Here is a 24,368-nt window from a genome sequence, read left to right as displayed (position 1 = left end):
AGATCTGAACACCCTGGAGCCTTGCAGGCATGAACCTGGTTCGAAATTTTGCGACAGTCGGCGGGGCCACTTTGATGAGCCGCGTCCTTGGTTTTGTCCGCGATGTGCTCTTGGCTGCTGCAGTCGGCGCCGGACCAGTCGCCGACGCCTTTGTTGTGGCGTTCCGTTTGCCCAATTTGTTCCGCCGGCTTTTTGCCGAAGGGGCTTTCAACTCCGCGTTCATTCCGCTCTTCGGACGGACCGTCGAAGAGGAAGGTGAAGAGGGCGCCCGACGTTTTGCCGGGGAAATTGGCGCTGCACTGTTATTCTGCCTTTTGGCCCTCACGGCGCTGGCTCAAATCTTTATGCCATTTGTTGTGTGGGGACTGGCACCGGGGTTCGCGTCGGATCCGGAGAAATTCGATCTAACGGTTTTGATGTCCCGGATCGCCTTTCCCTATCTGATCTTCATGTCCCTGCTCGCCTTTATTGGCGGCATTTTGAACACTTATCAGCGTTTTGCAGCAGCGGCCTTCGCCCCTGTGATGCTGAATGTCGTGATGGGGCTAGTGCTTGGAGGAGTTCTTTATTTTGGTGTCGAGGACAGCACGACACTTGGCGTAATCCTCACAATCGGTATCACGGTGGGCGGGATTGTTCAGCTTACTGTTGTCGTCATCGATCTGAAGCGCCTTGGTTTTAGAATTCCAGTCTACCGGCCCCGCTACACCAAATCGGCTAAACGCCTGCTCGCACTGGGTATTCCAGGCGTTGTTGCCGGAGGTGTCACCCAGATCAACATCGCTGTTGGCCAGATTATCGCGTCGTTACAGGAAGGCGCCAATGCGCTGCTTTATTATGCCGACCGGCTTTATCAGCTGCCCCTCGGTGTGATCGGCATTGCAATTGGTGTCGTTCTTCTTCCGAGCCTGACCCGGCAACTCCGATCCGGTGAAACAGCTGCCTATCAAAAGACACTCAACCGTTCTCTGGAATTTTCGCTTGTGTTGACCTTGCCTGCTGCTATTGCCCTGGCGGTCATTCCTCACGAGATCGTTTATGTCCTCTTCCAGCGGGTCCGGTTCGATGAAACTGCTGTTGAGGGAACATCAGCGGCCCTGATGGCGTTCTCGATCGGACTGCCCGCCTTTGTGCTCAACAAAGTGTTTTCACCTGGGTATTTCGCTCGCGAAGACACCAAGACCCCCATGAAATTCGCGGCCGTCGGCATGATTGTGAATGTTGTGTTGTCGGTCGCCTTCTTTCCCTATCTGCAACACGTCGGCATCGCGCTCGCCACCACGCTAGCCGGCTGGGTGAACACGGGGCTGCTGATCATCGTATTATGGAAACGGGGTCACTTTGCCCCGGATGTCACAGTTCTGAAAAAGCTGGTTCTAGTGTTACTGGCAAGCCTTTTGATGGGCATCGTCATCCATTTTGCAGCTGACGTCCTGGCACCATACCTGAGCAACGGTTGGCTGCTGTTGCGCGTTGTCAGTCTTGGGCTGCTCGTTCTAATCGGGATCCTGACGTTCGCGCTCTTTGCCCAGTTAAGCGGCGGCAGCGATCTGATTGGCCTCGCTAAATCGTTGAAGCGGCGCAACACCTAAGACGCAAACGCAACACATTCACTCTTCTTCGCTTGCATCAATGCACAGTCGGGCCTAAACCCGTCGCGCCCAAACACTCACAGCGCCCTTCCAACCGGCCGCACCAATAAGGGAACAAAAATGACGGCGTTCCAGCCCCGTGTCTTTTCAGGCGTTCAGCCGACTGGCAATCTCCACCTTGGCAACTACCTTGGCGCCGTTTCGCGCTGGGTTCCGCTGCAGGACCAGATGCCGGCGATTTTCTGTGTCGTGGATTCACATGCGATCACAGCCGGATTTCCGGACCCGAACGAGCTGGCCAGTGCCACTCGCGAAGTGACCGCCGCCTACATAGCCGCGGGGATTGATCCGAAAAAATCGATCATCTTCAATCAGTCGCAGGTCCGCGAGCACATGGAGCTTGCCTGGATTTTCAACTGCGTCGCCCGCATGGGCTGGCTCAGCCGAATGACACAGTTCAAAGAAAAGGCTGGCAAGAACCGGGAAAACGCGTCTGTTGGTCTGTTCGCCTATCCAAACCTGATGGCCGCTGACATTCTGGCCTACCGGGCCACCCATGTTCCGGTTGGTGACGATCAGAAACAGCATCTAGAACTGACGCGCGACATCGCCACGAAGTTCAATCATGACTTTGGGGATCGGATCAAAGATCTTGGCATCGGTGTTCCGAATCCAACGCCGTCGCCGGAACTGCCGGATGAACTGTACTTCCCAATCACTGAACCGATGATCGCCGGCCCGGCGACCCGGATCATGTCTCTGCGTGACGGCACCAAAAAAATGTCCAAGTCCGATCCGTCGGACCTGTCGCGCATTAATCTGAAAGATGATGCCGATGCCATCGCCAAGAAGATCAAGAAGGCCAAAACTGATCCGGACGCATTGCCGAGCGAAACCGACGGTCTGGAAGGACGCCCCGAAGCAGACAACCTCGTTGGCATCTATGCGGCTCTGAATGGGACAGGAAAAGAAGAGGTTCTGAACGAGTTCGGCGGTCAGCAGTTCTCTGCCTTCAAACCGGCTCTTTCCGACCTTGCAGTTGCCAAACTGGCTCCAATGACTGATGAAATGCGCCGCCTAACCAGCGATCCGGCGCAGATCGATCAGGTTTTGAAAGAGGGGGCGGAAAACGCGTCTGCGATTGCCGAGCCGGTCTTGAAGGACGTTCGGAAAATCATCGGTTTTCTCGACGTCCGCTGAATAAGATACGCAATGAAAAAGGCCGGGCTCCAAAATAGGCGCCCGGCCTTTTTATCTAGACTTTAGACAGGATTAGTAGGAACACGCTTCCAGTGTGATGCCGTACGGCAGCTTGGTGGTTTCATCGCCGCAAGCCCCAAGAATCCGGTCCTGATCCAAATTGTAGGCGCCGGTAAGATCAGCTCCTTTCAAGCGAGTCCTGCGCAAAAGCGCACCCTCAAAATTTACATTTGTCAGATTGGCGCCAGCCAGATTGCTGCTCACCAGCCGAACGCCGGAAAGGTCAGCACCGGAAAAATCGGCATTGATCGCTTTTGCCCGGTCCAGCTTGACGTTGCGCATCCGCGCATTGCGGAAATTGGCGTTCAACAGATCAACACGTTCCAGATTTGCGCCATCCATCTTGGCGCCCTCGAAGGAGACATTTTGAGCAATCGCTCTGATGAGCGTGACATTGCGCAAGTCGGCGCCAGTAAAATCTGCGCCTGTTAGCTGCGCTGCATTTAAATCTGCGTCACGCAAATCCGCATCTTCAAATGTCGCGCTCGTTAAGTTGGCTTTCTCCAGATCGACAGCCCGCATGGCTGCATCTGTAAAGTCGCTGGAGGAAAAATCAGCCCGCTCGGCCTCGGTCCGCCGGAGATCGGCACCGCTGAAATTTGAGTTCGGGACTTTAGCTTCTTTCAGATCGACTTCCCGCAGTTTTGCGCCTTTAAAGTCTGCTTCTTTGAGTGAAAACCCACGCATCTCTGCCAGATTTAGATTACAGCCCGGACAACCGCCCTTCACCATCATTTCCGATGCGCGCGGATCCATGTCAGAGGCCCAGGCAGATCCAGCAAGTGCCAGAACAGCAACACTTCCCGCAAAACATTTTGAAACCAGATGTGTCATTCCAGATCCTTTATCCGCGTTCCTTAAGACATAAGCACGCTCAACCGCAGTTGAAGGGCCACAATCCAGCAGATACTCGGAAAAGTCTAAAATTACGGCAATAAGATCAAGGGAATTTAATGCGCGTTGGGCGAAAGGGAAGAAACAGGCGGGGTCGCAAGTGCCTGCTTCTTCCATCTTTCAGATCGCTGACGACGCACTACCTGACAATCAGCGTGCCATATATGGAGCAAAAGCCTTGCCAATTGGTTTTCGGCCCATTGGGCGCAAGATATAGATTCGGACACATTGCCGAGCACAAGATGCTGATATTGTTTAGAGATTGTTCAGATGTGCTGCATTGCAATTTGCGAGGCGGCGTGCAAACAGCCTTAATGGCCGGTTAATTAGCGGCTGTATCGTAAAGGTTCTTCACGAGATTTCCTCGCGTAGATCGATGGTTGACCGTACACCGATGTCATCAAAGTGACGGTCGAGCCAATCTTTGGCCGTTTGTCGGCCGACATCGCGCAAATGGGTCAAAAACTCCCATTCCGCGTTCATTTTAGACGATGCCTGGAGCGGTTTCAGTTCATCGGCTGCAATGCGGTGCAAATGAACTTTCGTGTATTCGTTTTGATCGAGTTTACCATCTTCGATCAGCCGGGTGACAAAATCAATCGCCCGCAATTCCCGAAGGAGTGTGGAATTGAAGGTGATTTCATTCAGACGGTTGACGATTTCCCGGGCCGTACGCGGTACTTCGCGGCGCTCGATCGGATTGATTTGAATAAGCACCACATCCGGCGTGCCGGTCTCGTAAAACAAAGGATAGAGCGGCGGGTTGCCCATATACCCGCCGTCCCAATAAGGTTCACCGTCAATCTCAACAGCCTGATAGAGCTGCGGCAGACAAGCCGAGGCCATCACCGCGTCGAGTGTCACTTCCTTTTCGCTAAACACCCGGATCTTGCCGGTGAAGACATTGGTCGCGGCTATAAAGAGTTTGAGGCCGGAGCAACAATGCACCTTGTCGAAGTCCACCATCCGCGCGACCACGTCACGCAATGGATTGTAGTTGAGCGGATTGAATTCATAGGGCGATGCAAAACGGGACAGCACATCGAAATAAAGATAGCTCGGTGAGTAATCGAGGCTCCAATGCCCCAGAAGCACATCCAACGGCGAGCGCTGTATGGGGCTATGGCGCGCTTCATCGCTGACTTCGCGCCAGAAGGTTTCCAAATGCTGCCGCGCCCCGTCTTCGCCGCCCGATTCAAGGCCACTGGCCAAAACGACCGCGTTCATTGCGCCTGCGGATGTGCCGGTAATGCCGTCCAGCACAAAGCGGCTGTCCTCTAGAAACCAATCGAGCACCCCCCAGGTGAAGGCACCGTGAGCACCTCCACCTTGAAGGGCTAGATTGATTTTCTTTGGGTCTGACATCAATCAACCGGCTCCCGTGGGCAACATTTAGGTCGAATACTTACTGCGCGGTCCAGCCACCATCGATCGGCAAAACCGAGCCGGTGATGGAAGAGGCAGTGTCCGAACACAGAAACGCTGCATATCCGGCAACTTGTTCGATAGACACGAACTGTTTGGTCGGCTGAGCTTTCAGCATCACGTCCTTTTTGACCTCTTCTTCGGTCATGTTGCGTGCTTTCATGGTGTCCGGGATCTGCGCTTCAACAAGCGGTGTCCAGACATATCCCGGGCAGATCGCGTTGACCGTGATGCCCTGTTCGGCGACTTCCAGCGCAACGGTTTTGGTGAGGCCGGCAATCCCATGTTTGGCGGCCACATAGGCTGATTTATAAGGGGAGGCGACCAAAGCATGCGCGGAGGCGGTGTTGATAATCCGGCCCCAGCCCTTTTCCTTCATACCCGGCAAAGCCGCGCGGATTGCATGAAAAGCGGAAGACAGATTGATCGCGATGATCGCGTCCCATTTATCGATCGGAAATTCATCAACCGGAGACACGTGCTGGATGCCGGCGTTGTTGACCAGAATATCGACCGAGTCGAAGTCCTTCTGGGCATCATTGATCATGCCGGCGATCTCATCTCCCTTAAGCATATTCGCCGGCGAGTAGAGGCATTTGACACCAAAATCGGCTTCGATCGCCGCCCGGGTCTTTTCGATTTCATCCGCATCGCCTAGGCCGTTGATGACAACATTGGCGCCTTGCTCGGCAAAAGCGCGGGCACAGCCGAGACCAATCCCAGATGTAGACCCTGTTACGACGGCGGTTTTGTTGGCGAGCATCATGAAATCCTCCGGAAATTGATTGAAATGTGCTGGCGGGACTTTTGACCAGTTTTCACCGCACTGCAACATGAGAATGTGCGTTAAGGCCTCTATCAGGGCAATACAGGATCAACTGGGCGTCAGATCCGTTTGAATTGCGCGTCAGCGCCGGCGCACCAGCCGCGCACCCGCCAAGGCTTTGCGCGCCCGGGAGCGGTTCCGGACCTCAGCTGCGCTCCGGGTCTCCTCAAATTGCTGGAGATCTTCAGCCTTCAATCCAATGCGTGTGGCAAACCGTTCGCGGATCAGGCCGTAATAAGTGGCATGCAGGCTGGAGAACACCCATACAAGGATCAACATGGTGCCCATGGGAAAGACCGCTGATCTGATCTGCTGCCAGAGTGCATTGGCCGCAAAAACCATTTCTGTGAGGTTCAGGAACAGCGCCCATGCTCCAACAAGAACTGCGGCCAGCAAGCTCATGACCAGCGCTGCAAAGGCCATCGCCCAACCCAGGCCGTTGGTGGCCCGCCAACTTTCTTTGAAGGTGAGTGGGTCATCAACCGCTGCGGCCGGGAGGACAAGCGAGAATTTCTGCATCACCATCAAGGCAATGAAAGGGGCTGCCAGAAATGCTAGGAGACCGAACCCACCGGTTACCGCAGCCAGCATGGTCGCAAGGATCGCCAATGGGATCAAGGACAGCCCACCAATCAGGTTCAACACAATCTGATTGATGATGACTTTGAACGTCCTTGGCCCAACATAGAGGGGGAAATCCCGGGCATCGATCAAGATCCGGCGCACAAAGGCAATTGCAATGGAAAAGCCGACCAGAAGATTGGCAAAACCGGCGAGTGCCCGCAGCGCACCTTCATCAACAGTTTCAACTGGTTCGGTCATATAGGAGATGGTTTTGAAGCCCTCCTCCGGCATAAGAGACGAGCCAATCGAGAAATTGAGTGCCACCAGGACAAGAATGTAGGCCCAGCCAGTTTTGAACAGTGTCGCCACATTGTGCTGCGCTAAAGCGAGCGACCGTTCCAACACTGTAATGAACATCTCGTGCCCCCGAATTGCCGGTTCTTACTCAAGATAGTCAGTCACACGGAAACTGCTAGGTCGTGTGTATGCATTGGAGACGCCTTTCGTGAAACAAAGGACGAAAGATATCTCCAATTCGCCCACTCAACTTAGGCCTGAGCTTTTGTCGCTTCGCGCTCCATTGCGATCCGGAAACCGCTTGTGAGGACTGAGATACTCAACACCATCAAAATGATCTGTGAGAGCACATTCAAGATAACGACTTTTAATTGAATAAGAATAACCGGGAGACCGCCCTCTGACAGTTTCAAAAGATAAGCCAGTGCTTCGCTAATGAGGGCAAAAGGGAGTGATAGAATGAAGATGGCGACGAACATCCGCCACCCAAGGCCCCGGCTAATGCTGTAGGCCTCTCCAATACTGATCGGATGATCAACTGCTGTTGCAGGTAAGATCAAGGAGAACCTCAGAAACACGGGTACGCCAAAAAGAGCTATAAGAATCCCGACTAAACCCGCTACCACCGAGGATCCTGTTAGGGCCTGAACCACTCCGACAAAAAACACACAGCCAACCATCATCAAGGTCAGGATCAAAGATTTCAAAATAAGCCGGCCTTCAAGCGCGCCGAGTTTCAGATGAAATGTGGTGGGGTATTCATGCAATAGACCGAAGCGGTGCCAGGCAACCGCAATGCTGGCAGACGCAGCCAGGGTAATCGCAAGAACAGGAATAAATGCGAGGAAAAATGCAGCTGAGCTGTTTGCGATCAGCAGGAACAGTATTCCAAAAGCCAGAAATTGCAGCACAAACCATGTGCCGCAAATCTTGAAGACGGTTTCGAGATTACCAAAGACAAGAGCGACACTATCGCCCAGCAAACGCTTCAACATAAATTCTTTGCTCCATACAAATATCTGGTGTGCAATCAGCCGCCACTACCCGCACACGTCATAAGTGCCTGGCAAACCTGACGCAAGGCTGGTCATTGCTTGATCCATATGGCAAAGCAGCCCCATGCCATTGCCCTTTTTCAGAAGAGCCCCTATTGATGCGCTGGAAAATCAAGGGTCGCTTCCACATATGGGAGCTTAAGATAGACAACCGGTCAGCTCCGCCATGATTGATGATTTCGCAAAACAACTGCCCCGCCGCAAATCCGTAGGCGTGAAGGTTGGTTCCGTCATGGTGGGCGGTGATGCGCCGATTGTCGTTCAATCCATGACCAACACCGACACTGCGGATGCCGATGCAACGGTTGCGCAGGTGTCTGCCCTTGCCAGGGCCGGATCCGAGGTCGTTCGGATAACCGTCGACCGGGCCGAAGCGGCTGCCCAAGTGCCTTACATCAAGGAACGGCTGGAGCGGATCGGTGTGACCGTGCCGCTGGTCGGCGACTTTCACTATATAGGCCACAAGCTGCTCACCGATTATCCGGACTGCGCGGCAGCCCTCGATAAATACCGGATCAATCCGGGCAATGTCGGCTTCAAGGCCAAACGCGACACGCAATTCTCCCAAATCATCGATATCGCGCAAAAACACGACAAGGCGGTGCGCATCGGCGTCAATTGGGGCTCTTTGGATCAGGAACTTCTGACCAAACTGATGGATGAAAACGCAGAGAGCAGCACGCCGGTCTCCGCCAGCGCGGTCATGCGCGAAGCCATCATTCAGTCCGGTTTGCTGTCTGCCCAGCGCGCCGAAGACCTTGGCATGGGCCGGGACAAGATCATCCTGTCCGCGAAAGTCAGCCAGGTGCAGGATCTGATCGCCGTTTATGCAGATCTCGCCCGGCGCTGCGACTACGCGCTCCACCTGGGCCTCACCGAAGCCGGTATGGGAACCAAAGGCATCGTCTCGTCCGCGGCCTCCATGGGCATCTTGCTGCAGCAGGGCATTGGCGACACAATCCGCGTGTCTTTGACCCCGGAACCGGGCGGCGACCGCACTCGGGAAGTGCAAGTTGCGCAAGAACTTCTTCAAGTCATGGGGTTCCGCGCCTTTGTGCCAGTCGTGGCAGCCTGTCCGGGCTGCGGCCGGACGACCTCGACGGTTTTCCAGGAGCTTGCACAAGACATTCAGGATCACATCCGCACTTCCATGCCGAAATGGCGGGAGCAGTATCCGGGTGTTGAAGCCCTGAACGTTGCGGTCATGGGCTGCATCGTCAACGGGCCGGGCGAATCCAAGCATGCCGACATCGGCATTTCCCTGCCTGGAACTGGCGAAACGCCGTCCGCACCTGTTTTCATTGACGGCGAAAAGGCCACCACCTTGCGCGGTGAGGGCATTGCGGATGACTTCAAGCAGATGGTTCTCGATTACATCGAAAAACGCTATGGCACTGGCAAAACGTCCACGACGGACGCCGCCGAATAATCCGACTTGAGAGAGGGTGTCATGATGCAGCCGCATGGCGGGTCTGAGCCTGCGAAGAAGCCGATCCTCGTCATCACGTCGCAAGTGGTGCGCGGCGGAATTTCTGGCCGGGGGCTGACCTTTGCGCTGGAGCGGATCGGCCATGATGTCTGGTTCCTGCCCACCATTCTGTTGCCCTGGCATCCCGGTCACGGAATGGCGACGCGCATTGTGCCGCCCACCGCTGATTTTGACGCGATTGCAGAAGACTTGGCCGCTTCCGGCAAACTTGGCCAGCTCGGTGGAATTATAACCGGGTATCTCGGAGCCCCGGAACAAGCCAATGCCATTGCCAAACTGGTTAAGGCTGTGAAAGCCGCCAATCCGGAGACCCCGTATCTCTGTGATCCGGTTCTTGGAGACCACACCAGCGCCTCAGGCGGCGGGCTATATGTGCCCAAGGCCACCGCACAGGCGATCCGGGATGATCTTGTGCCACTCGCAGATATCGTCACACCCAATTCCTTCGAGCTTGGCTGGTTGACCGGCCGGGAGGTGACCAGCGAATTGGAAGCTCTATCGGCAGCTCGCTCTCTGGGCAACGAACGAGTTCTGGTGACATCCTCGCCCGCACTCCGGCGCAATGCGATTGCCAATCTCCTGGTTGGTCCCAAGGGCGCCGTTGCCGCCGAACATGCCGCCATTCCCAATCCGCCACACGGAACAGGCGATCTGATTGCCGGGTTGTTCCTGGCAGGCCACCTCGCCGGTTTGGACGACGAGGAGGCACTCAAGCGGGCGTCCGCTTCTGTCTTTGAGCTGGTCGCAAGAAGCGTCAAAAAAGGTGCGGATGAATTGCTGTTCGCGGAGGAACAGCAGTCGGTGGTGCAGGCTTTAGCCCTGGTCAACACACGCCGGGTGATGGAAGCCAGGGTCCGTGCCTGAGGGCGAGCCACACTGGCTAGCCGGGGTCGACGGCTGTAAGGCTGGTTGGATCGCTGTTATTCGGAACTTGAATGATCCTGAAGACCTCAAACTCCACCTCTTCTCCGAGTTTTCTGATCTGCTGAGGTATCAGCCCGAGCTCAAGATCATTGCCGTCGATATGCCGATCGGCTTGCCTGACAAACTCGGATCCGATGGGCGCGGTGCGGAAAAGGCAGTCCGCAAACATCTCGGTATGCGCCAGTCTTCGGTGTTCTCGGTTCCCTCCCGCGCGGCCGTTTATGAGACCGAGTATCTGGCCTCCTGCGAGACAGCCCTGAAAACCTCAAATCCGCCCAGGAAAGTCTCCAAGCAGTGTTTCTATCTGTTCCCCAAAATTCGGGAAATCGATGCGCTGATGACGCCGAAGCTGGAGGAGCGGATCTATGAAGTTCATCCAGAGCTGGCCTTCTGGCGGCTCAACGGCGAATCCGAGATGAGCCTGCCTAAAAAGGTCAAGAGCCGGGCCAATCCTGAAGGTCTCGACCAGCGCCGGGATCTTCTGGTCTCTAAAGGCCTGCCGAAGGATTTTCTTAATCAGAAACCACCCAAAAGCTGTGGCCGCGACGATCTTCTGGATGCCGCCGCCAACAGCCTGATTGCCGAACGGATCTTGCTTGGTGAGGCCGAGCCTTTCCCGGCAAACTATCAGCGCGACTGCAAAGGCCTCAGAATGGCGATCTGGGCTTAACCCAAAAACCCCGCAAAAACCTTCCCTTTTCGAAAAAGCCTGTTATAAGGCGCGCCGCTTGCCGTGAAGGTGAGCCACCGGTCGCAGCCTACCCGGTGACGGGCGTTTCAACGAACGTCCACAGCGAAAACAAGGGACCAAACGTTGAAAACACTTGTCATCTGTTCCGGCGGAATGGATTCCGTCACCCTTGCGCACAAGGTTGCGCAAGAAAACAAGCTGATCGGCCTCATTTCTTTCGACTATGGACAGCGCCACAAGAAGGAGCTGGACTATGCGAATACCTGTGCCGAAACGCTCAACACCGAGCATATCCTGATCAATATATCCGATATCGGCCGCCAGCTTTCCGGCTCGGCACTGACCGATGATATCGATGTGCCTGATGGACATTATGCCGAAGACACCATGAAGATCACCGTTGTGCCGAACCGCAACGCGATCATGCTGACCATTGCCTACGGCATTGCTTCGGCCCGGGGTGCTGAGGCAGTCGCGACGGCTGTTCATGGCGGCGATCATTTCATCTATCCGGATTGCCGGCCAGCCTTCACCGAGAGCTTTGAAGACATGCAGCGCTATGCGTTGGAAGGCATGGGCGAGATCAAGCTCTACACGCCGTATGTACATCTCAGCAAAGCTGATATCGCTGCCGAGAGCGCGCGGCTTGGCGTGGACCACACCAAATCCTGGTCTTGCTACAAGGGCGGCGAGATCCATTGCGGGCGATGCGGCACCTGCGTCGAACGACGGGAAGCCTTCCACCTGGCCAAGGTCGATGATCCGACCACCTATGCGGATCCCGATTTCTGGAAGGGAGCATGTGATGTTTAGGATCACCAAAGAGTTCCATTTCTCCGCCTCCCATCAGCTCATGGGCCTGCCTGACGATCACCCCTGCGCCCGATTCCACGGGCACAACTATATTGTTGAAGTGGAACTGATGTCGGAAGAGCTGAACCAGGTCGGCTTTGTGCGCGACTATAACGAACTGAAAGCGCTGAAAACCTACATCGATGACACGCTCGATCACCGGCATCTCAACGATGTTTTGGGTGATGACTGTGTAACAGCCGAACGGATAGCCAAGCACCTCTTTGACTGGTGTGCGGCAAAATGGGCCGAGACAACTGCGGTCCGTGTTCGAGAAACCCCAAAAACTTGCGCCGAATACCGGCCAATTTCCTACGTTCCTGTGGAGGCTTGGTCATGACCATCGGCACCATACGCGTCAATGAAATCTTCGGCCCGACGATCCAGGGTGAGGGCGCCCTGATCGGTCAGCCAACCATTTTTGTGCGCACTGGCGGCTGCGACTACCGCTGTTCCTGGTGCGATACGCTGCACGCCGTCGACAGCGCCTATCGAGACGACTGGCACCCGATGACACCGCAGGCGATCTTGATGCAGATCGACATCCTGAGCGGAGGCAAACCGCTGATGATATCGCTCTCCGGCGGCAATCCGGCGATCCAGCCGCTTGGTTCCTTGATTGAACTGGGCAAGCGGGACGGTTACCGGTTTGCTCTGGAAACCCAGGGCAGCATCGCCAAGGACTGGTTTGCGGCACTCGATGTCCTGACATTGAGCCCCAAACCCCCCTCCAGCGGCATGGAGACAGATTGGCAAAAGCTTGCCGAATGTGTTGAGGCGGCTGGCCCCGAAACACAGACAGTGCTGAAAACCGTGATCTTCGACGACACGGATTATGCCTATGCCCGGGATCTGGCCGCCCGTTATCCCGAGCTGCCCCTCTACCTGCAGCCTGGCAATCACACGCCGCCTGGCCCGACAGCAATCGACGATCCGATCGACATCAACGGCATCATGGAGCGCATGCGCTGGCTGATCGATAAGGTCTCCAGAGACCGTTGGTTCACCCCGACGGTTTTGCCGCAGCTCCACACCCTGATCTGGGGCAATTTGAGAGGCGTTTGAGATGAGCGACAAAAGTATTTATGAAAATCTCACCCAACTCGGCGCTTCCACCGAGCTGCCCGATGATCCGGACACGGCGGTTCTTGAAAAGGTTCCAAACCCGCAATCCGGCACCAAATACATGGTCCGCTTTGTTGCGCCGGAGTTCACGTCCCTATGCCCGATCACGGGCGCGCCTGATTTTGCCCACTTGGTGATCGACTATGTGCCAAAGGCGTTCCTGGTCGAGAGCAAATCGCTGAAACTGTTCCTCGGCTCCTTCCGCAACCACGGCGCCTTCCATGAAGACTGCACCGTCTCCATCGGCAAGCGCCTTGTTGATCTGCTCGATCCGGAATGGTTGCGGATTGGCGGCTATTGGTTCCCCCGCGGCGGCATCCCGATCGACGTTTTTTATCAAACCGGACCAGCCCCGGAAAGCGTCTGGATCCCCGAGCAGGGTGTGCAGCCGTACCGCGGACGTGGATAGGTAACCGTTTTTACATATCGGATCGTTAGGGGGAACAAGCCCCCCCAATATCAATGACGGGCGGCGATCAATTCCAAGCCATAGGTCGGCAATCGGGTTTCGCTGAACGGCCTGACCAGCTTGATCCGCGTCCCATTGATCTCGTCCAATTCGCCAGAATGAGCCAGAGCGTAAAGCGTTTTCAGATCCTTCCGGTCATTGTCGGTCATGCTGCTGTCGGCACCGTAATTCATGATCGAAAACCGGCTATGGGTGCCGAAAAGCTCCGCGGGCCAAGCTGTTTCCGAGACATCAGCAAAAAAGTGCCGCAGACCGAAAACATGACCAAGTTCATGAGCCATAGTTTCAATTTGTTCTTGCCGGCTTTGGTTAAACATCGTCGGATAAATGTTGAGTTCATGGCGGCCTGCGTCAGGGAAAAAAGCACTTGCAAGTGTGCAGCCGTTAATTGAACATTTGCGCTCCGCTTGGATCACAAGCTCAAAATCCCAGGCTTCATTTGCTTCCTTGAAGCGCACAGGAACGGCATCGCCCCATTCCTGTATCCCTTCAGCCATCAGTGTTCTGACATATGACTTGATTTCATCCACGTTTTCGAACTGCAAAAGCGCCTGCTCCTGAAACCGCCAGCGCAAAGTGACGTTTTTATCCCACAGCGGAACGAAGCCATCGGGTGCATTGACCATCAGCTCCAGCAAATCCTGGTCCTGCGGTGTCGCATGGCCTTTGGTATCGGTATCGCAAACAGCGCCGCATTTGCCATATTTGTGTAGATATTTTTCCTGAAGACCAGCAGCTTCTTCTTCGCTCCGAAGTTTCAACACCTTTCCGGAGTTCTTTTTAGTGAGTTTGCTGTCACGCAATGTGTAAACCGACATACCATCCTCCCAAATCTTATTAAAAAATCAACTTTACGTTAAGTTATCATATGTATGCAACTTGATTTTTTATCGGAGGCAACATTGGCAGATTGCTCCAAGTGCAAGTCTTAAGAATTTTGTTGCCGTGAGGATGTGCTAGTTTCAGTTGTCCGGTTTCTTTCTTGGGAGAATTTCATGCGCCCGCTTCGACTATTTTTTGCCGCAACACTTATTCTATCTGCAACAACCGCCGTTCATGCCAAGTGCGGCAACAGTTCCGCCGGTTTTAACGAATGGCGCGATAGCCTAATCACCAATTCTCAGCGGTACGGTATAAAGCCGAGGGTCGCCAAATCGGCGCTGAGCGGCGTGACTTACAATTCCAAGGTCATCCGCCTTGATCGCAACCAAAAGTCTTTCAAACTCAGCTTCAATCAATTCTACGCCAAGCGGGTCAACAATGCGATGATCCGGCGCGGGCAGAAACTGGGCCAAACCTATGGCCGGATTTTTCGGCGGATTGAAAAACAGTTTGGTGTGCCGGCTCCGGTCATTCTGGCGATCTGGGGTCTTGAGACCAATTATGGCGGTTACATCGGCAACATGTCGGTAATGCGCTCTCTGGCAACCCTTGCCTACGATTGCCGCCGGTCACAGTTCTTCTCAAATGAATTGATCGCGGCCCTTCACATTGTCCAGCGCGGCGACATGAAGCCGTCTGAAATGCGTGGTGCCTGGGCTGGTGAAATCGGACAGACCCAGTTTCTGGCCTCATCCTATATGAAATACGCCATCGACTATGACGGCAACGGCCGCCGGGATCTCATCCGCTCTGTGCCCGACGTGCTTGGCTCCACCGCCAATTACTTGGCAAAAAAAGGCTGGCGCCGGGGACAAAGCTGGGGTCCGGGCACGGCGAACTACACTGTTTTGAAGAAGTGGAACAAGGCAAGTGTGTACGTTCAGACCATTTCGGTGATGGCTGAAAAAATTGGCAACTGACTTCCTTCAGGACTTGGAAAGGGACAGCGATGCCCGCACTTGATACGCCTCTATGTGATTTTGGCTGGAAGGCCCCTGACTTCACTCTCAAGGATCCCAGCGGAACGGCGATCACCATGTCGGACCAAACCGGGGATAAGGGCCTTTTGATTGCCTTCATCTGCAATCATTGCCCCTATGTGAAAGCAATTGCCGGGCGGCTGGCCAGCGACGCCAAAGCATTGCAGGCGGAAGGGTTTGGAGTTCTGGCCGTCATGTCCAATGATTACCGGGCATACCCAGACGACAGCCCTGAAAACATGGTCCGCTTCGCTGCAGAACATGACTTTTCATTTCCCTATCTGGTCGACGAGGACCAGAATGTCGCCAAGGCTTATGGTGCGGTATGCACGCCAGATTTTTTCGGACTAAACGCCAAAGGCGAGTTGCAATACCGTGGGCGGCTGGACGATGCCCGAATGGCAGATGTGTCAAATCGCGCGCCTGAGCTTCTGACCGCCATGCGCTTGATCGGCGAGACGGGAAATGGACCGAGGGACCAATTTCCGTCCATGGGATGCTCGATCAAGTGGACCTGAAATTCGTTGAGCCTACCCAATCACATAATCATTGATCAACGCCTCTATCACCGCCACAAGATCTTCTGATTTCTGTCCACTTAAAGCACCTGGGTGCGGATCAGAAAACCGACCGGAATCATTGTCAAAGTAACCTCCCGATCGCCCTGAAAATTCTTCTGACAAGGCCGCCCGCACCAGAATATCCGCGCCTATCCCGATATCATTGCCGGAGACGCCAAATCCTTCCTTGACCATCTTGGTTGCAAGCAAAGATCTCGGATTAATGGCCAGAACATCCGGGCCATTGGAACCAAGTTCTTTTGCAAGTTCTCTCGTCCACATGGTGATGGCGAGTTTGCTCTATGCATATGCTTCCATATCGGCAACCTGACGGCGGCCTGAAAGCGCATCAAGATTCACTGGGGCTTGGGCTGCGGATTACAAGTTTATGATCCGCCCGCAAGAAGACATCAGCGGCAGCAGTTTTCTCGTTAACAAATATGGCGCAATCGTATTGACCACAAAACGTACATCCATACCGTTATCGGTCAATGGCTGATTGGTGCGATAAACGCCTGCATTGTTGATCAGGACATCCAGCTGGTCGTTCTGGCTGGCGATTTCCCCCGCAAGAACGCCGACCTGTGCCAGATCTGAAAGATCAGCCACATATGTTTCGATGGGGCCTGCGCCAGACAAAGCGCTCAGATCCTTGTCAACCTTTGCTAATTTGTCTGAATTGCGCCCATGAAGGAGCACCTTATGACCACCGGCAACGAGTTGTCTGACAGTTTCAAGTCCGATCCCATCGGTGGCACCGGTTATGAGAATAGTTTTTTGCATGGGGATCCTCATGACTGAAAATCGGGCAGCAATTCATCCGCCAATCGTTTCAAGGTGGTATCGGTATCTGCCTGGTTAAAACGAAGGTTGAGACCAACATGGTTTACACCAACCGCCTCAACGGACTTCAGATAGGCCCGAAGAGCGTGTATTCCAGCGCTGAAACCAAGGTGAATTGGCCGCGCGGGCGCATCAGGGTTGTCTTGCAGATCAACATACAGAGGCTGCATCACTGGTTTGTCCGGCTCGCAGGAGGCTTCGATCCGTGCTCGATACGCTTCAATTGCTTCGGCTTGTTGCCGAATGTTGCGGGGGTAGGTCATCCAACCATCAGCATTTTGCGCAATCCAATCCGGTTCTTGCTGACTTCCGCCAGTTACCAGCATCGGCAAATGCCCGGCTGACGGCTTAGGCAACATATCAATATCGCCGCCAGGTGTGCCGAACCTGTTTTCAACGCTGGGCGCATGCTCCGCCATCCTGCGGATGTAATCGTAACTTTCCCGGAAGGCCGCCCCGCGGTCTGTGAATGGAACGTTGAGTGCCGGAAACTCTTCCGGCTGGTCACCAGATGCAATGCCCAACAACATCCGGCCGCCTGACAGCACATCGGCGCTCGCCGCCGCTTTTGCGACATGAGCCGGATGGCGCAGCGGTAAGATGATGCTGGCGACACCCAATGCGATCCGGTCCGTCGCAGCGGCCAAATACCCAAGATAGACGAACGGATCAAAGCACTGCCCTGCATCGCCAAAGGACGGCACATCGCGAAGCCAAATGGCAGCGAATCCGAGCCGCTCGGCCAGCCGGACGCGTTCAAGATGCATTGTCATGCTTGGAACCGGGTTCATCCCGTAGTTTTCAAGCGGCAAAACCAGACCAAAGCTCAAGCGGTTCGCTTTAAACACTTGATTATAAGCCGTGTTCAGAGATCGAAATCCGCGGTCATGGGTCGTCTTCAGCATGATTTGCACCCAGCTATGATGGAACAGTTGAGATCTCAGGCGAGATCATCTTTTCCTTCGATCAAATAATGGAAGCTTTTTGATCCGTTTGTCCGCGCTTCCAAGTGTGGCACGTATTCAGGATCGTTCATGAAGGCGAGGGCGGCCGCCCGGGACGGCCATTCCAGAATGATCCGCAACGCCGCAGGATCTTCTGTTCCCTCAACTTGTTCATGAGTTGCGGTGCGGGCAAGGTATCTACCGCCATGTTTGGCGACCAATTTGTTCGCAGGGCCGATGTAGTCGCCAACCCATGCATCGGTTGTCGGGGTTACGGCCAAAACGGAATAGAAACTCATATCCATCACCTCCTGAGCGGGTTTGTCTTCGGTGAGCTCAAGATATTTCTTTTATTTTCTTTATAAATAAGATATTCAAGACTTCAGTATTCTGTTTTTCAGGATAATTAGATGGATACAGAGTGCTTGCGCCTGTTTGTGTTGGCAGCGGAAAAAAGCAATATCAGCGCAGCTGGCAAGGTTCTGGGGTTAGCACCGTCAATTGCGAGCGCACGCCTTGCCAAACTGGAACGAGCGCTTGGCGCTGATCTCCTGCACCGATCGACCCGAAAAGTATCGCTATCGCAAGAAGGCGCAGAGTTTCTGCCTTATGCGAAAGAAATACTGGCTCAGGAGGAAGCTGCCCGGGCAGCGCTTGGCTTCGGCAAACCGGATGCGACCGGCACCTTACGCTTCACCGCTCCCAGTACTTTCGCCCAACTCTATATCGTGCCTCTGCTGCCGGAATTTCTGGAACGATTTCCCGGCATTCGCCTCGATCTGCGTCTGTCCGATACCAAGTATGACTTAATTGAGGGAAGTTTCGATCTCGCCTTGCGCAATGCGCCTATCGAAGACACCAGCCTCAAGGGCCGGAAACTGGCAGACGATACCCGGATCCTGTGCGCATCATCCGATTATCTGGCAAAGGCAGGTGTTCCTGAAACGCCAACAGACCTTGAACACCACCAGCTGATTGGCTTTGGCACCCGCAATACAAAACGCTTGATCGGTCCGGATAACGCCGAAGGTATCTTCGACACGCGGGGCAGCAATACCCGCCTGATGATGAACAACGGTCTTAGTCAGAAATTGGCGACCGTTACCGGCGCTGGTATCTCCGCCAATTCGCTTTGGAGCGTGCATCAAGAGCTGAAGTCCGGATCGCTTGTCCGGGTCTTGCCGGGTTACATAGTTGATGATCCAACCGTATTGTGGCTGCTCTATCCCAAATCCAACGTCTTAACCGCAAAGGTGCGGGTTTTCATCGATTTCCTTCTTGAAAAGATCGCCGGTTCGCCAGCATGACTGGATTAGATTTGTCAGTAACATCAGGGCAGTTTGGTCAACTGTCGGTGACCATCACCTGACGCGGATAGTTTGTGAGATAGTCGAAGCCCGTCTCCGTCACGACGATGCTGTCACCAATCCGGCCGGCGGTTTCACCTTCTACTGATATGCCGCCGTCAACGGCAAAGGTCATACCGGGTTTTAGGGTCGTTTGATCACCTGCCTTTAGTTCCGGGGCTTCCAGGTAGGCAACACCGATGGAGCGGCCTGTGCGATATCCGGTTACATATCCCCGCTCTGCATAAATCTCATTGGCCGCGGCCGCGACGTCCTGAGCCTGGACCCCCGGTCTAATCGCTGCCAGAGCCGCTTGCTGCGCATCGATCGCTGCTTGTTGAACCCGAACTGCGCCATCGGTGGCTTCTGCAATATGAAACATGCGGTCAAATCCGAGCTTGTACTGCTTGAACTGTGCCATATTGCAAAAACAGAAATACACCGGATTGCCACGCTCATATGCTTTCACCGATGCCCGGCCATGAACCATTGAGGTGTTTTTCCCGCTTTGCAGGATCTGCAGGTTGTGGATCAGAGGTGAGATAAACCGCTCCCTACCGCGATCTGTCAGAAACCCTGCCGCTTTCCGCGTGCCCGCCTCGATCACGGCCAGTGCGCTTTCATATTCCCGCGCGCCGGCGTGCAAAGACGCATGCGCTGCGTGCATCATGGCGCCCGCAATTTCACCAGCCTGTTTCATCACCTCAATTTCAAGGGGTGACTTGATCATCCGCTGGACGCCCAAAACCGGCCCAATATCGCGCAGCGGTATCGCCGGAAATTGATCATCGAAAAACATCCTTACTCGAGCCGGCAAATCTAGCGCCTCCACCCAGATCGCAAGAGGTCTTTCTGGCAGCCCATCGGCAAGTGCCTTTGCCCAGCTACGTGATCCAGTGTCTTCCCAGGTGCGGACGTCATCTATCCAGGTCATTTCCCGCACCATCTCGCTTTCCATCAGTGGTGTAATGACAATCGGTGCGGCATCAGATGGCACAACAAGCAAAGTCGGGCGGCCGAATTCAATGCCCAGGTACCCCCAGAACCCTGCAAGATAGGCGATAGCACTTTCGGAGGTGAATACGGCGTGGCGAATGCCAAGGTCCGCCATGCGAGATTGAAGAACCGTGGTTCGGGCAACTGCTTCATCCAGCATTCTGGTATCCTCCAGCGCTACAAGGTCTAGCGACTGGAGGATGCCACAGGCCCAATGTCTCCTGACCGAGTTTTTGATATGGCAACGACCTAGTTCGGCGTGAAACCTAATTCAGACTCGGCCAGTTCTCTTCGGCTTTTGCAATGTACCCGGGAATGTCCCGGCTCCAAGTACGTTGAACGGAGCGGGAGTAATTGACGTAAAGCTTGCCCTCAACCACCTTGTAAGCTAGCGGATCAACGCCAACCTTGTAGCCGCGCGAGACGCCATAGGCGCAGTAGCCGTCATATTGGGGCGCATATTTCTTTGGATTAGCAGTAAAAGTTTCCCGATTCTGAGCTGAAACAAAGCGGTAGGTCAATCCGCGGTGATTGGCTGTGAAGTCGGAAATACCTTTAACGGGTGCCCGGCCTGAAAAGTAAGACACCGGATCATATCCGGTGAGCGCCAGCGGGTCTTTGGCAAAAGAGGGGCCAGCGGAAATCACCAGTGTGGCTGCGCTTCCTGCAACTAGCCCCAAAATCTGCCGCCGATTGATCATGGCCCGTCTCCCAAAATAAATGCTGCTCAACAGATGACGTGCAGACTGCTGACATGCAATCCAAATTCTTGTGAGAAACCATGACAACCCGACAAGATGTCTAAAACAAAGACGAAATTCCTCGAAACAAAGCAACGCTAGACAAACAGTTATTCCCAACGGCTGGCCTGTGCCGACGATTCCCGGATAATCAACGAACCACGAATAGCATAGTCGGTTTTTTGTTGCGTTTTCGCCAAAACCTGGTCGACGGCCCGGGAGGCGATCGCTTCGATCGGTTGGCGTAATGTAGTCAATCGCGGAACCACCAGTGAAGCCAGGGTAATGTCATCAAACCCAACAACCGATACGTCCTGAGGCACATGTATACCGAGATCGCGTGCACATCGCAGCACGCCAATTGCTTGCTGGTCGCTTGCAGTGGCTATGGCTGTGGTCCGGTCACCTTTTCGCACGTTAAGAAAGATGCCACGGGCGATCGTTTCTCCGGCGGCAAAGGCAAAATCCCCCGAATGAAGTGTTAGATTGATCGGATCTTCAGGACTGGAGAGTTTATTGATCTGATCAACGAACCCATCCCGGCGTTCGCGGGCGACTTCCATGGTCTCCGGCCCCGCAATATAGGCGATGGTCCGGTGTCCAAGTTCATAGAGATGTTCAGCGGCTTTTCGGCCCCCATCCCGTTGGTCAGTGGCGACGAGAGGATAACTGCCGTAGCGGCGATCCAAAGAGATGACCGGAATGCTGGCTTCATAGGGCCGGCTGGCGTCTGACACTGCAACGACTATGACTCCGGTGACTGGCCAATCATGCATGGCGCGGACTTGTTTGCGCTCAATATCCGGATCATCGTGCGAATTGGCGAGCATCACCATCCCGCCGCGAGAGGCGGCTTCCATCTCGATATTCTTTGCCAGATGCGCAAAAAACGGATTGGTAATATCGGGAACTATCAGGCCGATAACATTGCCGCGTGAATGCCGTTCGGGGCGCTCCTCTGAGTCCAGATTTGCTTGCTGATCGGTATCGGAGTGTTCGTCCTCCGTAGAAGAACTGCCATTTGCCGATCCGCTGCTCTTCAGGTCACCGAAGCGGCCCCTTAAATAGCTTATTGCGTTTCCTGCTGTGTCTATCAGTTTCGGCATGGCCACCAGCTTTTAAAAATGCCCATCACGGTTTTATACACTCTTTGACGGGCTTTCGGACACATGTCGCTTTTTGGGATGCCTTCAAGACCGGACCAGAAGCATTTCAATTCGGCCGTTAACAGAATGACCCGCCATTTTGACCAACACGAGACGGACAGAAGCAGATGCTGTGCCGACTAGGATATCTATGCTCCAGTTGCAGGTCTGCACCGCTAACCCTTTCGGGTAAGAGATCTGGTAATTTCTTCAGAATTCCGCCATATAAGGCGGAATGAGCGTGTTTAATCACGCCATGTTCCCGACACCCTCAAGATGAAGTGCACCCGGTATGGCGTCTGAAACCAGACCCTTTTTGAAAATGAATGGCCTTGGCAATGATTTCGTGGTCTGGGATGCCCGCGAAAAACCACTGCGCTTGACCAAGGATCAGATTGCCAAATTGGGCGACCGGGAAAATGGCATCGGCTTCGATCAAATGATCACTGTGGAGCGTTCGACATGCGGTGTCGATGCCTTCATGCGTATTCACAATCAGGATGGCAGCCAGGTTGATGCCTGCGGCAACGCCACCCGGTGTATCGGCCGCTTGCTGATGGAAGAAAGCGGCAAGGACTTTGTCACCATAGAGACCAATGCTGGACTGCTGCACGCGTTTGATACGGACGCACCTCAAAGCGTGACGGTCGATATGGGCAAACCACGCCTGGAGTGGGATCAAATCCCATTGGCCGAAGAATTTGCCGATACCCGCGCGATCGAACTGCAGATCGGACCGATTGATGATCCGGTGCTGCATACGCCAGCCGCCGTGAATATGGGCAATCCCCACGCCATCTTCTGGGTCGACGATGTTGAAGGTTATGGTCTTGAGAAGGTCGGCCCGCTTCTGGAAAACCATCCAGTGTTTCCGGAAGCTGCGAACATATCGCTGGCCCACATCTACGATGACAATCAGATCCGGGTAAAAGTCTGGGAACGCGGTGTCGGCCTGACTCTAGCGTGCGGTACGGCTGCTTGCGCTGTGGGTGTTGCAGCGGCCCGAGACGGCAAAGCCGGACGCAAAACCACGATTCATTTGCCCGGCGGTCCAATCGGAATTGAATGGCGTGAAAGTGACGATCACGTCCTGATGACTGGCCTGACGGAAGTTGAATTCGAAGGCGAAGTTGATCTGGAAACACTCGCCTGGCGCAAAACGGCCGAGGGGGATGCGGTTCAAGAGGCGGAAGCGGCCTCATGAGCATAGATGTCGTAACTTTTGGCTGCCGGCTCAATTCTTATGAGTCGGAGGTGATGAAGCGTGAGGCAGAGGCCGCCGGTCTCAAAGAGGCCATCCTCATCAACACCTGCGCCGTCACCAATGAAGCTGTCCGCCAGGCCCGCCAGGCCGTGCGCAAGGCCAAGCGCGACAACCCGGACGCCAAGGTCATTGTCACCGGCTGCGCCGCGCAGACCGAAACAGACACGTTTTCACAAATGGACGAAGTCGATCTGGTACTCGGCAACACCGAGAAGCTGGAACGCAAATCCTACGCCGATGTTGCTGCCTTCGGCATTTCGGAAACCGAGAAGGTGCGCGTCAACGACATCATGAGCGTTGAGGAAACCGCCGGTCACCTGATCGATGGCCTGACCGGCCGCGCCCGTGCGTTTGTCCAGGTGCAAAACGGCTGCGATCACCGCTGTACTTTCTGCATCATTCCCTATGGCCGCGGCAATTCCCGCTCCGTGCCGATGGGTGTGGTGATCGACCAGATCAAACGGCTGGTCGGCAACGGATACAACGAGATCGTCCTGACTGGTGTTGATATCACCTCCTATGGCGCTGACTTGCCGGGCGAACCGAAACTCGGCACTCTGACCGCCAAAATCCTGAATATGGTGCCGGATCTGAAACGCCTGCGCCTGTCGTCCATCGATTCCATTGAGGCTGATGACGATCTGATGCAGGTGATCGCCGACGATCATCGTTTGATGCCGCATTTCCATCTGTCGCTGCAGGCGGGCGACGACATGATCCTGAAACGGATGAAACGGCGGCACTTGCGCGCCGATACGATCCGCTTTTGCGAAGACGTCCGCAAACTGCGTCCGGATGTGGTTTTTGGCGCCGATATTATCGCCGGGTTCCCGACCGAGACCGAAGAGATGTTTTTAAATTCGCTCAAGATCGTCGATGAATGCGGCCTGACCCATTTGCACGTTTTCCCGTTTTCGCCGCGCCCAGGAACGCCGGCCGCGCGCATGCCGCAGCTGGATCGATCCATCATCAAAGAGCGCGGTGCCCGGCTCCGGGCCAAAGGCGGGGAAGCTTTGGCGAAACATTTGGCCGCCGAAGTTGGCCGCTTGCGTCCCGTTCTGATCGAAAAAGAAGGTCTGGGCCGTACGGAGCAATTTACGCAAGTCGAATTGCCTGGCGGCACAGCCGGTGAGATTGTGCAAACAAGGATTATCGGCCATACCGGGCGCCATCTGTTGGGCGAAGCCCTTTCAAAGGCAGCATAA

General features: G+C 54.7%; 27 protein-coding genes. 14 read left to right on the top strand and 13 right to left on the bottom strand.

Annotated elements, in window-relative coordinates; genetic code table 11:
• Positions 1-29: 29 nt before the first annotated feature.
• Positions 30-1,592 carry a murein biosynthesis integral membrane protein MurJ gene (gene murJ / locus ACOOFE_RS27105; RefSeq protein WP_420412891.1) on the top strand — a complete coding sequence of 521 codons (1,563 nt, stop codon included), beginning with the start codon at positions 30-32 and terminating at the stop codon, positions 1,590-1,592.
• Between the two features lie 120 nt (positions 1,593-1,712).
• Positions 1,713-2,792 carry a tryptophan--tRNA ligase gene (gene trpS / locus ACOOFE_RS27100; protein ID WP_420412890.1) on the top strand — a complete coding sequence of 360 codons (1,080 nt, stop codon included), beginning with the start codon at positions 1,713-1,715 and terminating at the stop codon, positions 2,790-2,792.
• 72 nt (positions 2,793-2,864) lie between these two features.
• Here trpS and ACOOFE_RS27095 read toward each other — a convergent pair whose 3' ends face one another.
• From ACOOFE_RS27095 to ACOOFE_RS27075, 5 genes are all read right to left on the bottom strand, one after another.
• Positions 2,865-3,686: a pentapeptide repeat-containing protein gene (locus tag ACOOFE_RS27095; RefSeq protein WP_420412889.1), complete on the bottom strand. Its 822-nt coding sequence runs from the start codon at positions 3,684-3,686 to the stop codon at positions 2,865-2,867.
• 411 nt (positions 3,687-4,097) lie between these two features.
• The gene (locus tag ACOOFE_RS27090) at positions 4,098-5,111 is read right to left on the bottom strand and encodes a patatin-like phospholipase family protein (RefSeq protein ID WP_420412888.1); all 1,014 of its coding nucleotides are present in this window, start codon (positions 5,109-5,111) and stop codon (positions 4,098-4,100) included.
• A gap of 40 nt (positions 5,112-5,151) precedes the next feature.
• Complete coding sequence (locus ACOOFE_RS27085) at positions 5,152-5,934, bottom strand: 3-hydroxybutyrate dehydrogenase (RefSeq protein ID WP_420415646.1); 783 nt, start codon at positions 5,932-5,934, stop codon at positions 5,152-5,154.
• A 144-nt stretch (positions 5,935-6,078) separates the two neighbouring features.
• Positions 6,079-6,978, bottom strand: coding sequence for a 4-hydroxy-3-methylbut-2-en-1-yl diphosphate synthase (locus ACOOFE_RS27080; RefSeq protein ID WP_420412887.1), 900 nt, complete (start codon positions 6,976-6,978; stop codon positions 6,079-6,081).
• Between the two features lie 131 nt (positions 6,979-7,109).
• Positions 7,110-7,853: a hypothetical protein gene (locus tag ACOOFE_RS27075; protein WP_420412886.1), complete on the bottom strand. Its 744-nt coding sequence runs from the start codon at positions 7,851-7,853 to the stop codon at positions 7,110-7,112.
• 226 nt (positions 7,854-8,079) lie between these two features.
• On the opposite strand from ACOOFE_RS27075, the gene ispG reads away from it, so the two are divergent.
• The 7 genes from ispG (at position 8,080) to queF (ending at position 13,403) form a co-directional block, all read left to right on the top strand.
• Positions 8,080-9,342 carry a flavodoxin-dependent (E)-4-hydroxy-3-methylbut-2-enyl-diphosphate synthase gene (ispG, locus tag ACOOFE_RS27070; RefSeq protein ID WP_420412885.1) on the top strand — a complete coding sequence of 421 codons (1,263 nt, stop codon included), beginning with the start codon at positions 8,080-8,082 and terminating at the stop codon, positions 9,340-9,342.
• Between the two features lie 21 nt (positions 9,343-9,363).
• A complete protein-coding gene (pdxY, locus tag ACOOFE_RS27065) occupies positions 9,364-10,266 on the top strand; it encodes a pyridoxal kinase (protein WP_420412884.1) in 903 nt (300 codons plus the stop codon).
• On the top strand, positions 10,259-10,996 hold the full coding sequence (locus ACOOFE_RS27060; protein WP_420412883.1) for a DUF429 domain-containing protein: 738 nt from the start codon (positions 10,259-10,261) through the stop codon (positions 10,994-10,996). The genes pdxY and ACOOFE_RS27060 overlap by 8 nt, the downstream gene beginning before the upstream one ends.
• Positions 10,997-11,140: 144 nt before the next feature.
• The gene (queC, locus tag ACOOFE_RS27055) at positions 11,141-11,830 is read left to right on the top strand and encodes a 7-cyano-7-deazaguanine synthase QueC (protein WP_420412882.1); all 690 of its coding nucleotides are present in this window, start codon (positions 11,141-11,143) and stop codon (positions 11,828-11,830) included.
• Positions 11,823-12,209, top strand: coding sequence for a 6-carboxytetrahydropterin synthase QueD (gene queD / locus ACOOFE_RS27050; protein ID WP_141184312.1), 387 nt, complete (start codon positions 11,823-11,825; stop codon positions 12,207-12,209). The genes queC and queD overlap by 8 nt, the downstream gene beginning before the upstream one ends.
• Positions 12,206-12,934 carry a 7-carboxy-7-deazaguanine synthase QueE gene (queE, locus tag ACOOFE_RS27045; RefSeq protein ID WP_420412881.1) on the top strand — a complete coding sequence of 243 codons (729 nt, stop codon included), beginning with the start codon at positions 12,206-12,208 and terminating at the stop codon, positions 12,932-12,934. The genes queD and queE overlap by 4 nt, the downstream gene beginning before the upstream one ends.
• A gap of 1 nt (position 12,935) precedes the next feature.
• Positions 12,936-13,403 carry a preQ(1) synthase gene (queF, locus tag ACOOFE_RS27040; RefSeq protein WP_420412880.1) on the top strand — a complete coding sequence of 156 codons (468 nt, stop codon included), beginning with the start codon at positions 12,936-12,938 and terminating at the stop codon, positions 13,401-13,403.
• A gap of 50 nt (positions 13,404-13,453) precedes the next feature.
• Here queF and ACOOFE_RS27035 read toward each other — a convergent pair whose 3' ends face one another.
• Entirely contained in the window at positions 13,454-14,281 is an 828-nt protein-coding gene (locus tag ACOOFE_RS27035) for a reprolysin-like metallopeptidase (RefSeq protein WP_420412879.1), read from the bottom strand.
• Between the two features lie 177 nt (positions 14,282-14,458).
• Here ACOOFE_RS27035 and ACOOFE_RS27030 point away from each other — a divergent pair, with 177 nt between their 5' ends.
• Both ACOOFE_RS27030 and ACOOFE_RS27025 read left to right on the top strand, forming a co-directional pair.
• Positions 14,459-15,265, top strand: a complete 807-nt coding sequence (locus tag ACOOFE_RS27030; protein ID WP_420412878.1) for a lytic murein transglycosylase — start codon at positions 14,459-14,461, stop codon at positions 15,263-15,265.
• A 29-nt stretch (positions 15,266-15,294) separates the two neighbouring features.
• Complete coding sequence (locus ACOOFE_RS27025) at positions 15,295-15,843, top strand: thioredoxin family protein (protein ID WP_420412877.1); 549 nt, start codon at positions 15,295-15,297, stop codon at positions 15,841-15,843.
• 12 nt (positions 15,844-15,855) lie between these two features.
• On the opposite strand, the gene ACOOFE_RS27020 is transcribed toward ACOOFE_RS27025, so the two are convergent.
• From ACOOFE_RS27020 to ACOOFE_RS27005, 4 genes are all read right to left on the bottom strand, one after another.
• Positions 15,856-16,167 (bottom strand): hypothetical protein, encoded by a 312-nt coding sequence (locus ACOOFE_RS27020; protein ID WP_420412876.1) that lies wholly within the window; start codon positions 16,165-16,167, stop codon positions 15,856-15,858.
• Positions 16,168-16,263: 96 nt separating this feature from the next.
• Entirely contained in the window at positions 16,264-16,668 is a 405-nt protein-coding gene (locus ACOOFE_RS27015) for an SDR family NAD(P)-dependent oxidoreductase (protein ID WP_420412875.1), read from the bottom strand.
• Positions 16,669-16,676: 8 nt separating this feature from the next.
• Entirely contained in the window at positions 16,677-17,633 is a 957-nt protein-coding gene (locus tag ACOOFE_RS27010) for an LLM class oxidoreductase (RefSeq protein WP_420412874.1), read from the bottom strand.
• 35 nt (positions 17,634-17,668) lie between these two features.
• Positions 17,669-17,971, bottom strand: a complete 303-nt coding sequence (locus ACOOFE_RS27005) for a DUF1330 domain-containing protein (RefSeq protein WP_420412873.1) — start codon at positions 17,969-17,971, stop codon at positions 17,669-17,671.
• 111 nt (positions 17,972-18,082) lie between these two features.
• On the opposite strand from ACOOFE_RS27005, the gene ACOOFE_RS27000 reads away from it, so the two are divergent.
• A complete protein-coding gene (locus ACOOFE_RS27000; protein ID WP_420412872.1) occupies positions 18,083-18,979 on the top strand; it encodes a LysR family transcriptional regulator in 897 nt (298 codons plus the stop codon).
• Positions 18,980-19,016: 37 nt separating this feature from the next.
• On the opposite strand, the gene ACOOFE_RS26995 is transcribed toward ACOOFE_RS27000, so the two are convergent.
• The 3 genes from ACOOFE_RS26995 to ACOOFE_RS26985 form a co-directional block, all read right to left on the bottom strand.
• Positions 19,017-20,174 (bottom strand): M24 family metallopeptidase, encoded by a 1,158-nt coding sequence (locus ACOOFE_RS26995; protein WP_420412871.1) that lies wholly within the window; start codon positions 20,172-20,174, stop codon positions 19,017-19,019.
• Between the two features lie 106 nt (positions 20,175-20,280).
• Positions 20,281-20,715: a YHS domain-containing (seleno)protein gene (locus tag ACOOFE_RS26990; protein ID WP_420412870.1), complete on the bottom strand. Its 435-nt coding sequence runs from the start codon at positions 20,713-20,715 to the stop codon at positions 20,281-20,283.
• A gap of 149 nt (positions 20,716-20,864) precedes the next feature.
• Positions 20,865-21,860 carry a substrate-binding domain-containing protein gene (locus tag ACOOFE_RS26985; protein WP_420412869.1) on the bottom strand — a complete coding sequence of 332 codons (996 nt, stop codon included), beginning with the start codon at positions 21,858-21,860 and terminating at the stop codon, positions 20,865-20,867.
• A gap of 331 nt (positions 21,861-22,191) precedes the next feature.
• Between ACOOFE_RS26985 and dapF the strand changes: the two genes are divergently transcribed.
• Together dapF and mtaB are read left to right on the top strand one after the other, a co-directional pair.
• Positions 22,192-23,103, top strand: coding sequence for a diaminopimelate epimerase (gene dapF, locus ACOOFE_RS26980; protein ID WP_420412868.1), 912 nt, complete (start codon positions 22,192-22,194; stop codon positions 23,101-23,103).
• Positions 23,100-24,368 carry a tRNA (N(6)-L-threonylcarbamoyladenosine(37)-C(2))-methylthiotransferase MtaB gene (gene mtaB, locus ACOOFE_RS26975; protein ID WP_420412867.1) on the top strand — a complete coding sequence of 423 codons (1,269 nt, stop codon included), beginning with the start codon at positions 23,100-23,102 and terminating at the stop codon, positions 24,366-24,368. Before dapF ends, mtaB begins: the two co-directional genes overlap by 4 nt.

Origin of the sequence: Roseibium sp. (assembly GCF_965216085.1) — a bacterium.
GTDB lineage: Bacteria > Pseudomonadota > Alphaproteobacteria > Rhizobiales > Stappiaceae > Roseibium.
This window is presented reverse-complemented; position numbering and strand designations above follow the sequence as displayed.